Below are 13,260 nucleotides of genomic sequence, written 5' to 3'. Positions count from 1 at the left end.
GACTATCTCTCCTGGGCGAGGTGGTGGTCGTACTCGGGGTCTCGCCGGCGGGCCAGCGCGGCTCCGGCGGGGAACGCGTCGGCGACGGCGCGCAGCGTGGTGATGGTCTCGTCGAGCGCCTGGCCCGCGACGAGGTCGTGCATGGTCCGGTGCAGGCGGTTCTCCGCGGTGACGATGCGCCGGTGCAGCGCCCGGCCCTGCGGGGTCAGGCTGAGCGCGAGGTAGCGCCGGTCGACCTTGTCGATGCCGCGTTTCACCAGCCCTTGCGCGACCAGCCGGTCGACGAGGCGGCTCGGGCTGTTGCCGGTCTCGCAGACCAGCAGGTCGCCGAGGGCGTTGAGCGTCAGCGGCCCGTGATCGCGCAGGACCCGCAGGACTTCGGCCTGGGAGGGCGTGATTCCGAGCGGCCGCAGATCGGCGGCGAGCAGCCGGTTGCCCTCGCGCTGGATCGCCAGCACGAGATAACGCAGCTCCTCGACAACCTTCATGACCGATAGATTACACGACACGTATGTTGTGTCATCTATCTGTGCCGCGATCGTTCGTTGCTCCGAGTGCGGGAAGAGTGCCGGAGAAAGTCCGGCCAGCTTCATGGTCAAGGTGGCATCGCGACTGGCACAGTGTTGGCATGAAGGGTCTGATGCAGAGCTACCAGCTGTCCCTGGACACCATCTTTCTCCGGGCCGAGCAGTTCTACCCGGACAAGACCGTTTACACCGGCGGGCCGGCGCCGACGAAGCTGACGTACGGCGAGTGGGCCGCGCGGACCAGACGCCTGGGCGGCGTCCTGGACACGCTCGGGACCAGTCCGGACGGTCGAGTGGCCACCTTCGCCTGGAACTCGGGGCGCCACCTCGAGCTGTACTTCGCCGCCCCGTGCACCGGCCGGGTCCTGCACACGCTCAACATCAGGCTCTTCCCGGACCAGGTCGTCTACATCGCGAACCACGCCGAGGACGAGGTCGTGTTTGTCGACAAGTCGCTGCTCGGGCTGTTCCTGCCCCTGCTCGAGCGGCTGCCGCTGATCCGGCATGTCGTCGTGATGGACGACCTGCCACCGGGAGCGCCCAGTGCGGAGGTGCCGGATGATCCCCGGTTCCACGACTACGAGGAGCTGCTGGCCGCGGCCGAGCCGGTCGAGTTCCACGTCGACGACGAGAACCAGGCGGCCGCGATGTGCTACACGAGTGGTACGACGGGCCATCCCAAGGGGGTCGTGTATTCACATCGATCGACCTGGTTGCACTCGATCGGCGTCCTGACGAACGCCGGTCTCGGCCTCGCCGAGACCGACACCGTGATGCCGGTCGTGCCGATGTTCCACGCGAACGCCTGGGGTCTCGCGCACGCGGCGCCGATGGCCGGCGCGTCGCTGGTGTTCCCGGGGCCGGACATGACTCCGCAGGGGATTCTCAAGTTGCTGCAAGAACAAGAGGTCACGTTGTCGGCGGGCGTGCCGACGATCTGGCAGGGTCTGCTGCCGTTGCTGGATGGGGTCGAGCTGCCCAAGCTCCGGCGGATCCCTTGCGGCGGATCCGCCGTACCGCTCGCCTTGTCGGAGGCTTTCCGGGAGAAGCTCGGGCGGCCGATCCTGCAGGCGTGGGGTATGACGGAGACCAGCCCGGTGGCGACTGCGTCGCACGTGCCGGCCCGGTACGACGAGCTTGCCGAGGACGAGAAGGCGCGGCTGCGTGCCCGCCAGGGGCTGCCGCTGCCGGGAGTCGAGGTGCGGATCGTCGAGCCCGGGTCGATCACTCCGCTGCCCTGGGACGACAAGGCCACCGGCGAGCTGCAGGTCCGCGGCCCGTGGGTCGCGGCCGAGTACTACCGCCCGGACGATGGCGTCCAGCTCAACACCGAGGACGGCTGGATGAAGACCGGCGACGTCGCCGCGATCGACCAGTTCGGCTCGGTCCGCCTGGTCGACCGCACCAAGGACCTGGTCAAGTCAGGCGGCGAGTGGATCAGCTCGGTCGAGCTCGAGAGCCTCCTGATGGCCCACCCCGCCGTCAAGGAGGCCGCCGTCATCGGCGTCCCGCACCCGAAGTGGGACGAACGCCCGCTCGCCTGCATCGTCTGCCAGGAGGGCGAAACCGTGACCGGCGAGGAGATCCTGGACTTCCTCCGCCCCCAGGTCGCGAAGTGGTGGCTCCCCGACGCCGTCGAGTTCATCGAGGAGGTGCCGAAGACCTCGGTGGGGAAGTTCTCCAAGAAGGACCTCCGCACGCGCTTCGCCAACTACCACCTCGAGTAGCTCACAGGGACGCGTCAGCTGGCGCTCATCGTCTCCTCGGGGGCGTCAGCTGAAGTCCACGTCGAACTGACGGCGGAGGTGGGCGAGGGTCGCGTCGACGAACTCGGTCGGCCACGGCTCGCCGGTTTGGTGGGCGAGGGCGGTGCCGCGGCGGATGAACTCGCGGCAGATGTATTGGTTGGCCGCGACGATGTCCGCGGGGTCGGTGCCGGCCGCCGGGATTGCTTCCAGGACGGCGCGTTGTTCGTCGGAGAGGTAGGCGTTGAGGCGCTTGGCTCCACCGGTACGACGTACGCCGCGCTCGGCGAGCATCAGGTTGATGAGTTGGTCGCGGACCGCGCCGATGCCTTGGTTGGCGACGATCCGTTCGTCGCGGCCGAGGACGGTGACCAGGTTCCCGAGGAAGTAGAAGAAGAGGTTGACCGCGACCGACGGCCAGTACGGGTCTCCGGGCCGACCGCCCTTCCGCGGGATGTCGCCGTCCGGGAACAACGTCCCGTCCCGGTCGAACAGCACCCGCACACCGTCGTACCCGAACCGATCGAAGGACTTGAGCGGATGCACGATCAGGTCGACATGGAGCCAGTCAGCGGTGATCCCCAGCCCACCGATCAACCCGGGCACCCGATCCGCCAAGACGGTCGGCCCAGCGACCTTCCGCAGTACGTCGGCCCAGTTCTCCTCGAACCACTCCAGGCTCTCGTCCGTCACGACCAGATGTACGTCGACGTCGCTGAACCTGTCCGCCTCGCCGGTCCCGTAACTTCCGATCAGGTAGACCGCGAGTATGCGCTCGTCCTCGGGCAGCACCTCTCGGGCTCGCCCGATCGCCGCCTGCTGCAACTCGTCCCCAGTGTCCACCTGCCCCACCTTAGGACGGTCCCGGTTCCACCCGTCCCTCGCGCCCCACTCGTGCACCGCGGGGACGAGGCTGGTTTTGTCGGGGCGCGGCGCTAGGGTGGCGGGCGTGGAAGCACCCCTTGCGTTGTACCGCCGGTATCGCCCGGAGACGTTCGCCGAGGTGATCGGGCAGGACCATGTCACGGCGCCACTGCGGAACGCGCTGAGCAACAACCGGGTGAACCACGCCTATCTGTTCTCCGGGCCCCGCGGGTGCGGGAAGACCACCAGCGCGCGGATCCTGGCGCGGGCGATCAACTGTGAGAAGGGCCCGATCGCGGAGCCGTGCGGGGTGTGCAAGTCGTGCACCGACCTGGCGCGCGGCGGTCCCGGCAGCATCGACGTGATCGAGATCGACGCCGCGTCGCACGGTGGTGTGGACGACGCGCGGGACCTGCGTGAGCGGGCGTTCTTCGCGCCGGTCGAGAGCCGCTACAAGATCTACATCATCGACGAGGCGCACATGGTGACCACGCAGGGCTTCAACGCCCTGCTGAAGCTGGTCGAGGAGCCGCCGCCGCACCTCAAGTTCATCTTCGCCACCACCGAGCCCGACAAGGTGATCGGGACGATCCGGTCCCGGACCCACCACTACCCGTTCCGCCTGGTGCCGCCGAAGGTGCTCGGCGACTATATGGCCTCGCTCTGCCAGTCCGAGGGGGTGGCGATCGAGTCGGCCGCGCTGCCGCTGGTCGTGCGCGCGGGCGCCGGGTCGGTGCGTGACTCGCTGAGTGTGCTCGACCAGCTGATCGGTGGGGCGGGTCCGGATGGGGTGACGTACGAGCTGGCCGTCGCGCTGCTCGGGTTCACGCCGGACTCGTTGCTCGACGCATGTGTTGATGGGTTCGCCGCGCATGACAGTGCGGCTGTGTTCGAGACGATCGAGAAGGTCATCGAGACCGGGCAGGACCCGAAGCGGTTCGCGGAGGACTTGCTGCGGCGACTGCGGGATCTCGTGGTGCTGTCCGCCGTACCCAATGCTGTTGCCTCTGGTCTGATCGAAGCCGCCGAGGACCAGGGCGAGCGCCTGCAGACCCAGGCTGCCGGGATCGGCTCCGCGGAGCTCACCCGGGCGGCCGACATCGTCGCCGCCGGTCTATTGGAGATGCGTGGCGCGACGGCTCCCCGCCTTCAGCTCGAACTCATCTGCGCCAAGGTCCTCCTCCCCGGCGCCGACGACTCCACCAACGGCATCCAGGCCCGCCTCGACCGGATGGAACGACGCCTAACCATCGGGGTCCCCACCACTACGCCGGACGCAGCCCCCGCCTCCGCGGCCCCAGCGGGTCTCGCCGGCGGAGCTGGCCAGGACGCCGCCGCCAGCCGAGCCGCCGCTGGTGCGGTAGCCACGACACCCGACGGTACGACGCCGGCCGAAGCCGCCGCCGACGCCGGAGCCGCTGCGGACCCAGCACCGGCAGCTGCCGCCCGCCCAGGTGCCGCCGCATCCGGAGCTGGCGCCTCAAGCGCGGCGGGCGGAGGTGAGGCAGCTGGCGCGGACGCCGGTGGTGTCTCCGCGACAGGTGGTGCTGTTGGTACCGCCGGCAGTGGTGCCGGTACGTCGCGTCGCGGCGCTGGGACGGGAGACGCGGGGCGCGGGGGTGCCGTTGACGGCGGCGCTTCCGGCTCTGGCTCAGTGGCGGCTGGTGCCGGGCGTACCGGAGCATGGGGCGATGAGTCCGCTCCGGCGGCTCCGGCGGCTGTGGCGGGTGGTGGGCAGGCGGTCGGTGGTGCTCCGGCGGGTGGGGGCTCGGGGGCGCCGTCTGGTGGTTCTGTGGGGCTGGCGGATATTCGGCGGTTGTGGCCTGAGGTGCTCGAGGCGGTGAAGAGCAAGCGGCGGTTCGCGTGGATCATGCTGAGCCAGAACGCGCAGGTCATCGCCGTCGACGATCAGACACTGACGCTGGGATTGGTGAACGCGGGGGCGCGGGAGAGCTTCGCCCGTTCCGGCAGCGACGAGATCCTCCGGCAGGCGATGATCGACACCATCGGCTTGAACCGCCGGATCGAAGCCGTCGTCGACCCCTCGACCGACCCCGGCGCAGGCGGCGCACACCAACCAGCCGGCCCCCGACCCGGCGGCCCGCAGGCGGGTAGCCCGGGCTCAGGTGGTCCGGGCACGGGCGGTCCGGGCACGGGTGCCGGAGCCGGTGGGTCGGCCGGAGGTTCCGGAGCCGGCTCGGCCGCGGGTGGATCGAGCACGGGTGGCGGAGCCGATGGGTCGGTTGCAGGTTCCGGAGCTGGTGGCGCGGCCGCGGGTGGTTCGGCAGCCGGTGGTCCGGGGGTTGGCGCACAGGCTGTGGATGGTTCTGGAGTCGGTGGGCCGGCCAGTGGTCCCGGCGCGAGTGGTCCCGGCACGGGTGCAAGTGGATCTGGCGCGGGTGCGCTCGGCGCGGGTGGTGCGGGCGGATCCGCGGGTGGTTCGGGCTCGGGTGCTGCTGGCGCGGGTGGCCCTGGGGTGAGTGGAGCAGGTGCGGGTCCGGGAGGCGGTGCCGGCGGTACTGCGGCCGGCGGGATTGCCGGCGCGGGATCGGTGCCGGGTGGTGTGGGTTCTGGTGGCCCGGAGGCTCGGACCGGTGCGTGGGGTACTGGTGTGGCGGCGACGCCTTGTGCGGGTGGGGGCGCTGTAGGCGGGGCTGGGGACCAGTCGGGCGGTGGTCAGTCGTCGGTGAACTCGGGACGGAACGCCGGGCAGGCTGGCGCGGGCGGGGCTGCAGGGGCTGGGCAGTGGGGTGATGGCGCCGGTACGGCGGTTGCCCTCCAGGAGCCGCCGGATCCGGAGTATGACGACGTACCACCGGAGCCGGATCCGTGGGACGACGTACCAGTGTCGCGGCAGGGTCCGCGAGCCGGTCGCTCAGACGGACCCGGGACGCGGGCGCCTGGAGCTGGACGCGCGCCTGGAGCTGGACAGTCGGCGGGGACCGCCAGGCAGTCGGGTGGGACGGCTGGGCAGTCCGCTGGCGGGTCTGGAGATGATCGGCGTGAGCAGGCGGCGAGTAAGCGGCGGGCTGCCGAGGCGGCGGTTGCAGCTGAGCAGGCGCGCCGGGCCGCCGCTGCGCCGGCCGCTCCGGTGGTGCCGCTGACTCCGGAGGAAGAAGCGGACGCGATCGGCGAGGACGACGTGGTGCTGGAAGAAGACTCCCGCACGCACACAGACCTCCTGCGCGAGACCCTAGGCGCCCAAATCATCACCGAAGAACCCACCTGACCAGCCACAACCACCCACCAGCCAGCTAACCGCAGAACGCCCACCGGCCGATCGCAAGCCCGCCGCCAGCCGCAGAGCACCCACCAGCTGACCACAGAGCCCACCGGCGAACCGCAGGGCGCCTACTGCCCGACGCAACGCCGGGCCGTCAGCCGCAGGCTGACACAAGGCCGATGGCAAAGCACCCAGGCCAAGCGCCGAGCGCCCACTGGCCGACGCAACGCCGGGCCGTCAGCCGCCGGCCGACGCAAAGCTCCCGTCGGCCGAGGCAAAGGCGCCCGCCAGCCAGCAACGACCCACCGGCTCACCGCAGAGCGCCCACCGGCCGACGCAAAGGCCGCTTCAGGGCACCCGCCGACTGGCCACAAAGCCCCGGCCGCGCAGCACCGGCTCGCCGGCGTCGTGCTCTGCCAAGCCCTGTGGGGGCGCCGGTGAGAGGTGGGTCGCTGGGCGGAGGGTTTCCACAGGGGTGGGGCTGGGGGTGTGGGTGGTTGCGGTGGGTGTGCACAGGAATTACGGGGTGTGGATGGGGGTGTCCACAGGGGTGTGGAAAAGTTGGGGAGACTGGTCGGTTTCTGGGGGAGGGTGGGGTTGTCGGGGGGACCGGCTAGTGTTGAGGCTCGGGCTAGACACGGAGCGGTTGGGACGAGGAGATCGCGGTGTTCGACGGTGGCGGTGCTGGGGGCTTCGACATGTCCAACCTGCTCGCGCAAGCGCAGGCGATGCAGAACCAGTTGATGGAGGCTCAGGCCGACCTGGAGAGCCAGGAGATCGAGGGCTCCGCCGGCGGTGGTCTGGTGACCGCGCTGGTGTCGGGCACGGGTGAGCTGCTCAGCCTGAACATCAAGCCCGAGGCCGTCGACCCCGACGACACCGAGACACTGGCCGATCTGATCGTCGCCGCGGTGCGCGACGCCTCGGAGAACGCGAAGGAAGCCGCGGCGCGGGCGATGGGCCCGCTGGCCGGTGGGCTGCCCGGGTTCGGCGGCGGAGCGGATGTTCCCGGCGCCGGTGGTCCGGCCGGATTCAGCCTGCCCGGTGCGTCGGCTCCCGCGGTGGAGCAGGGTGACGACAAGCCCGGCAACCAGGGCACCAGCGGCAGCGTCGGGTTCACGAACCCGGGCAGTGGGACCGGCCCGTCCGGTCAGAACCCGGGCTGACGTGTACGAGGGGGCCGTTCAGGATCTGATCGACGAGCTCGGCCGGTTGCCCGGAGTCGGTCCGAAGTCCGCCCAGCGGATCGCGTTCCACCTGCTCGCCGCCGACGAGACCGACGTACGCCGGCTCGCGCACGTGCTCGTGCAGGTCAAGGAGCGGGTCAAGTTCTGCGAGATCTGCGGCAACGTCGCGGAGGAAGTGCAGTGCCGGATCTGCCGTGACCCGCGCCGCGACCTGAGCCTGATCTGCGTGGTCGAAGAGGCCAAGGACGTGGTCGCGATCGAGCGGACCCGCGAGTTCCGCGGCCGGTACCACGTGCTCGGCGGGGCGATCTCGCCGATCGAGGGGATCGGACCGGACGAGCTGCGGATCAAGGAATTGATGGTGCGGCTGGCCAGCGGTGAGGTTACCGAGATCATCCTGGCCACCGACCCGAACCTCGAGGGTGAGGCGACGGCCACCTACCTGAGCCGTCTGCTGCGGCCCATGGGGTTGCGCGTCACCCGTTTGGCTAGTGGACTTCCAGTAGGCGGTGACCTCGAGTACGCGGATGAGGTCACACTCGGACGGGCGTTTGAAGGGCGACGATCGATAGATGACTGATTCAACCGATATTGCAGAGCGCGCACTGCGCACGGACTCCGAGGACCTCACCGAGTTCGCCGAACAGATCGCCGACCAGGTGCAGAGCTTTCTGATCTCGGTGCGCGACATCGCCGCGCAGCCGGACGAGGACGGCGTGGACGAGGGCCTCGCCTCCCTGCCGTACCTGCTGCTCGAGGTGAGCCAGCTGCTGCTCGCCGGCGGCCGGCTCGGCGCGTTCGAGGACTTCGTCCCGGAGGAGCGGTTCGAGAGCGACGCCGGACCGGATCCGGATCTGGACGCGATGCGGGACCGGCTCGCGGTGCTGTTCGAGGGCCTGGATGAGTACGCCGAGGTCTTCGACCCGTACGCCGCGCCGCCCGAGATCACCGTCAACCGGCTGTCCGACGACCTCACCGCGATCGCGACCGACCTCGTGCACGGCCTCGCGCACTACGAGGAAGGCCGGATCGTCGAGGCGCTGTGGTGGTGGCAGTTCTCGTACGTGTCCACGTGGGGTGCCGCGGCGAGCGCCGTACTGCGGGCGATCCAGTCGCTGATCGCGCACGACCGGCTGGAGCCGGCCCACGACGCCGAGACCGAGGCCACCGATCGTGAGCTGGTCGAGGTTGCGGAGGAAGCCGTCCAGCGCCGCTGAAGTTGTCCACAGGTCGCCTCCGACCGGACCCTGCGAGGGGTGCCTCAGCCACAACGGTGAGGTTCATCCGGTCAGGAGGCCTGGGGTGCAACAGCAACCGCCGGAACCAGAAGTCGGCGCGACCTTCACAACCACGCGAACCCGACCGATCGTGGTCGCGGTGACCGCGACACTGGTCCTGCTCGTCCTGGCAGTGCCGTACGAGTGGGTTCCGACGCTCGGAGGAGCGCGATGTCTGTCCATGACCTGATCCGGCGGCTGCCCGATCCGCCGACGGTACGGCGGATCAGTCGTGCGCTCGCGGTTCTGGATCTTATCCTCAATGACGACCAGGACCTACTGAACTTCTTCTCGTTCGACGCGCGCTGGTCGGAGACCGAGGAGGCCGCGCTGATGCGGGACGGGTCCGGCAACGAGTACTCGATCGTGTTCTCGCCCGCCGGCGCGTTCGCGTACGGGTTCGACCACGAGTCGCCGATGTCGCCGTGGGTGAACGGCGTGCGGACGTGGCCCGGACTGCTCGACGGGGCCCCGGACGTCTTTCAGGCAGCGCGCGACGAGCCCGCGTTCCGTGACGATGTGCCGAGGGCGACGGTGTGTTTCTGGCGTACGACGGACGACTCCGCGTGGCGCTGCGGTCCGGTGGAGAACGCCGACAAGGACGGCGCCGACTGGCTGTTCGAGGTGATCGCCGACGGACGACCGGAGGCGTACCTGACGTTCGCGGAGGACTACTACGAGGTTGCCCTCGGCCTCGAGCCGATCCGGCACGCGTACGCATTGATGCCGCTGACCGAGTACGTCGTGACCTCGCTCAACCCGAGGCGCCGGCTGTTCGATCTCTCCGAGGGGATCGCCGAGATCGGTTACCCGCGGTCCTGAAGCGCGTTAGCGTGTCGCCCGATGACGCACGTAGAGGATCCGGCGGTGATCGGGTCGTTCACGATCCAGGGCCGGCTCGGTCGTGGTGCGATGGGTGCCGTCTACCTCGCGCGCTCGCCCGGTGGTCGGCTGGTCGCGGTGAAGGTGGTTCGCGACGAATTGGCCGGTGACGCGGCCTTCCGGGCCCGGTTCGCCCGCGAGATCGAGGCGGCGCGCAAGGTCGGTGGTGCGTTCACGGCCGCGGTCGTCGACGCCGATCCGGACGCGGAGCACCCCTGGCTGGCCACGGAGTATCTGCCCGGACCGACGCTGCAGAACGCGATCGACACGTCCGGCCCGTTGACGCCCGGTGGGGTGCAATCGCTCGCGGGCGGCCTCGCCGAGGCTCTGATGGCGATCCACACGAGCGGCCTCATCCACCGCGATCTCAAGCCGTCGAACATAGTCCTGACCGACAACGGCCCACGGGTGATCGACTTCGGCATCGCCCGCGCACTGGAGGAAGCGAGCCTGACCGCGACCGGCGTGGTGGTCGGAACGCCGGGCTACCTGTCGCCGGAGCAGATCACCGGTACGGCGATCGGCCCGCCGAGCGACGTGTTCGCGCTCGGGGCTGTGCTGGTGTTCGCCGCCAGCGGACGTGGTCCGTTCGCGCACGGGAATCCGGCGTCCTTGCTGCACCGAGTTGTCCACGAGCACCCACACATCCCGCCGCTCCCCAATCCACTGCAGGACGTCGTACGCCGTTGTCTCGCCCGCGATCCCGCGCAGCGGCCGACGCCACAAGAACTACTCCAGGTGCTCGGATCACCCGCGAGCACAGCTCTTCTCAGCCCACCCGCCGAGACGATCCCCTACCCGCTACCGCCGACCAAACTCCTCCCCGCGCCACCGCAAACCCAATCGGCCCAAGCGCAACCCCTGCAACCGCAGCCGGCACCAGCGCAAGCCCTGCAACCGCAACCGGCGCAACCGCAACCAAGGCAACCGCGGCCGGCGCCACCGACGGGCGCTGCGTTCAGCACCAGCCGGACGCGGCCGGGGATCATCGCAGGCATCACCACCGTCTTCTTCCTCGCCTTCATCCAGCGCGACCCCCAGATGCAAGCCCAGCACCCGTCTGCCACCGCATTCTTCGGCATCGTCGACCTGATCTTCCTGTACTTCGCCGTCCGCAGCTGGCGCCTCGTCCTGCGCCGTCGCGTCGTCCTTCGCCTGTCCCCACAGGGATTGACGATCGAACGCGGCTACAAGCAAGGGACGATCCCTTGGAACGGCGTCACCCGGCTCCGCGTCGGCGGTGACGTCCGACGTCCCTGGCTGATCGCGTGGCTCGAAGCGCCGTACCAATCCACGCTGCCGGCGCCGAAGCGACGGCACCACGGCGGCATCAGGATTTACCCGATCGCTCACGGCGCCACCGTCAACCGCCGCATCCGCCAGGTGGACGAACTCCGAGCCGCCCTCAACTGGTACGCCGGCCACCTGCACGACAACTCGTACTAGTGCCGCGTCAAGCAAGGCCGGGGAGGTAATCCGGAGTGACCACCACCCCGAAGCCCGGCCCCGGCGGCCAGGTGCGGGGTTCACCCCTGATCTGGTCCCTTCACCCCCGGGATGCGGTGGGTGGAAGGGTGCAGCTGCGAGGTTCTCCCCCGAAATTGCCCTGGGGCGAAAGGCAAGTGCGGTAACGACCTCGACGTTTCTTGGCGAGGCACTAGCGTTGACTGACATGAGGGTACGAGCTGCGACGGACGCGGATCACGAGGCCATCGTCGACATCCTGACCGCCGCGTGGGGCGGCACGATCGCTGTCGCACACGGAGTCGCCTATGACGCCGCGACGCTGCCGGCGTTGGTGGCCGAGCAGGACGACCGGATTGTGGGTCTGCTCACCTACACGTTGGCGGACGGCGAGCTGGAGGTCGTCACCATCGACGCCCCAGTGCGATATCTGGGTGCGGGGAGCGCCTTGCTGGCGGCCGCGACGGAAGTTGCCCGGGAGGCCGGCGCCCGCCGGTTGTGGCTGATCACCACGAACGACAACCTCGACGCGCTGCGGTTCTACCAGCGACGTGGACTGCGGATCGTCGGCATCACTCCGGACGCGATGGACGCATCGCGCAAGCTCAAGCCGTCCATCCCGCAGACGGGTGCGTACGACATCCCGTTGCGCGACGAGCTGACCCTGGAGCTGCGGCTCGACTAGCCGCACAAGCAACCGAGCCGGACAAGCAACCGAGCCGGACAAGCAACCGAGCCGGACAAGCAACCGAGCCGGACAAGCAACCGAGCCGGACAAGCAACCGAGCCGGACAAAGACCTAGCCGCGCAAAGGACCTCAATCGGACGAGGAACCTAGTCGGGCAGCATCGGCACGGTCAGTCCCTGGTCGCGGCCGAGCAGAATCCCACGAGTGATCGCATTCGTGCCGAACTTGTCCTTCACCCGATCCATGGCCGTGTCCAGCTCGTCGTTCGCCGCCTTGTCGAAGGGCAGCGCGAGCTGCTGTGCCGCCTCGTTCTCCAAATTGCCGACCGAGATCCCGATCATCGTGATCCCCTGTGTCGCGATGAGTGGCCCGGCCGTGGTCAGCAGCGCCCGCGCGGTGATCAGGATCGCCCGTGTCTGATCCGTTGCCTGCGGCAACGTATGGGATCGGGTCGCCCGGCTGAAGTCGTCGAAGCGCAGCCGCAACGTGACGGTCCGCCCGGACCGCCCCGCCGTCCGCATCCGGCGCGTCACCCGATCGACCAGGCCGGCCAGTACGGCGTCGAGGGTGGCCGGCGACTTGGGTGATCGGCCGAGGGCCCGTTGCGAACCGATCGACCGTCGGCGACGGCCGACCTCGATCGACCGGGGATCCCGGTTGTGTGCCAACGCGTGCAGATGCCGCCCGGAAGCCCGCCCGAGCATCGCGACCAGCGCGGCCTCGGGCAGCATCGCGACATCACCGACCTTGGTGAGCCCCCGGCTGCGCAGCTTCTCCGCGGTCACCTCGCCCACGCCCCACAGACGCTCGACATTCAGCGGATGCAGGAACTCCAGCTCCCGCTCGGGCTGCACCTCGAGCAACCCGTCCGGCTTCGCGACCCCGCTGGCGACCTTCGCCAGGAACTTCGTCCGCGCCACCCCGACCGTGATCGGCAGGCCGACCTTCGACAGCACGTCGGCGCGTAACCGCTGGGCGATCTCGAGTGGCGTCCCGGAGATCTTCCGCAACCCTCCGACGTCGAGGAACGCCTCGTCGATCGACAGCCCTTCGACCAGCGGCGTGGTCTCCTCGAAGACCTTGAACACCGCTTTGCTGGCCTCCGAGTACGCCGACATCCGCGGGTCCACCACGATCGCGCCGGGGCAGCGGCGCAACGCCTGTCCACCGTTCATCGCGGTGCGGACGCCGTACGCCTTGGCCTCGTAGCTGCAGGCGAGGACGACGCCGGCGCCGACGATCACCGGGCGGCCGCGCAGGCGTGGGTCGTCCCGCTGCTCGACCGAGGCGTAGAACGCGTCCAGGTCGGCATGCAGGATGGTCGCCCCGCGGGATTCGGACACGAACACATGTTCGCATACGCCGCCGACAACAAGATAGGGAGAAATCCCGAGGCAGCGGCG

The 13,260-nt window shown here is 69.5% G+C and carries 10 protein-coding genes and 1 pseudogene; 8 read left to right on the top strand and 3 right to left on the bottom strand.

Translation table 11 applies throughout. The annotated features are described in order from the left end of the window. Positions 1–2: 2 nt before the first annotated feature. On the bottom strand, positions 3–488 hold the full coding sequence (locus ACXC9Q_RS29435) for a MarR family winged helix-turn-helix transcriptional regulator (protein ID WP_457059875.1): 486 nt from the start codon (positions 486–488) through the stop codon (positions 3–5). 140 nt (positions 489–628) lie between these two features. Between ACXC9Q_RS29435 and ACXC9Q_RS29430 the strand changes: the two genes are divergently transcribed. Next, complete coding sequence (locus ACXC9Q_RS29430) at positions 629–2,254, top strand: long-chain fatty acid--CoA ligase (RefSeq protein WP_457059874.1); 1,626 nt, start codon at positions 629–631, stop codon at positions 2,252–2,254. 45 nt (positions 2,255–2,299) lie between these two features. Here ACXC9Q_RS29430 and ACXC9Q_RS29425 read toward each other — a convergent pair whose 3' ends face one another. Beyond that, a complete protein-coding gene (locus ACXC9Q_RS29425; protein ID WP_457059873.1) occupies positions 2,300–3,115 on the bottom strand; it encodes an aminoglycoside 6-adenylyltransferase in 816 nt (271 codons plus the stop codon). Between the two features lie 106 nt (positions 3,116–3,221). Here ACXC9Q_RS29425 and ACXC9Q_RS29420 point away from each other — a divergent pair, with 106 nt between their 5' ends. From ACXC9Q_RS29420 to ACXC9Q_RS29390, 7 genes and pseudogenes are all read left to right on the top strand, one after another. Next, positions 3,222–6,365, top strand: coding sequence for a DNA polymerase III subunit gamma and tau (locus ACXC9Q_RS29420; protein ID WP_457059872.1), 3,144 nt, complete (start codon positions 3,222–3,224; stop codon positions 6,363–6,365). A gap of 692 nt (positions 6,366–7,057) precedes the next feature. Further along, positions 7,058–7,327: pseudogene (locus ACXC9Q_RS29415) on the top strand (YbaB/EbfC family nucleoid-associated protein); the annotation flags it as partial. A 199-nt stretch (positions 7,328–7,526) separates the two neighbouring features. Beyond that, positions 7,527–8,126, top strand: a complete 600-nt coding sequence (gene recR, locus ACXC9Q_RS29410; protein ID WP_329483584.1) for a recombination mediator RecR — start codon at positions 7,527–7,529, stop codon at positions 8,124–8,126. Next, positions 8,119–8,763 carry a DUF5063 domain-containing protein gene (locus ACXC9Q_RS29405; protein ID WP_328525282.1) on the top strand — a complete coding sequence of 215 codons (645 nt, stop codon included), beginning with the start codon at positions 8,119–8,121 and terminating at the stop codon, positions 8,761–8,763. The genes recR and ACXC9Q_RS29405 overlap by 8 nt, the downstream gene beginning before the upstream one ends. Positions 8,764–8,994: 231 nt before the next feature. Next, positions 8,995–9,645 carry a hypothetical protein gene (locus ACXC9Q_RS29400; protein WP_457059871.1) on the top strand — a complete coding sequence of 217 codons (651 nt, stop codon included), beginning with the start codon at positions 8,995–8,997 and terminating at the stop codon, positions 9,643–9,645. A gap of 21 nt (positions 9,646–9,666) precedes the next feature. After that, positions 9,667–11,151, top strand: a complete 1,485-nt coding sequence (locus tag ACXC9Q_RS29395) for a serine/threonine-protein kinase (protein ID WP_457059870.1) — start codon at positions 9,667–9,669, stop codon at positions 11,149–11,151. A 226-nt stretch (positions 11,152–11,377) separates the two neighbouring features. Beyond that, positions 11,378–11,854 carry an N-acetyltransferase family protein gene (locus tag ACXC9Q_RS29390; RefSeq protein WP_457059869.1) on the top strand — a complete coding sequence of 159 codons (477 nt, stop codon included), beginning with the start codon at positions 11,378–11,380 and terminating at the stop codon, positions 11,852–11,854. A gap of 149 nt (positions 11,855–12,003) precedes the next feature. Here the strand turns inward: ACXC9Q_RS29390 and dinB are convergent, their stop codons facing one another. Beyond that, entirely contained in the window at positions 12,004–13,200 is a 1,197-nt protein-coding gene (dinB, locus tag ACXC9Q_RS29385) for a DNA polymerase IV (protein ID WP_457059868.1), read from the bottom strand. Positions 13,201–13,260 lie beyond the last annotated feature (60 nt).

The organism is Kribbella sp. CWNU-51 (assembly GCF_054073265.1).
This window is presented reverse-complemented; position numbering and strand designations above follow the sequence as displayed.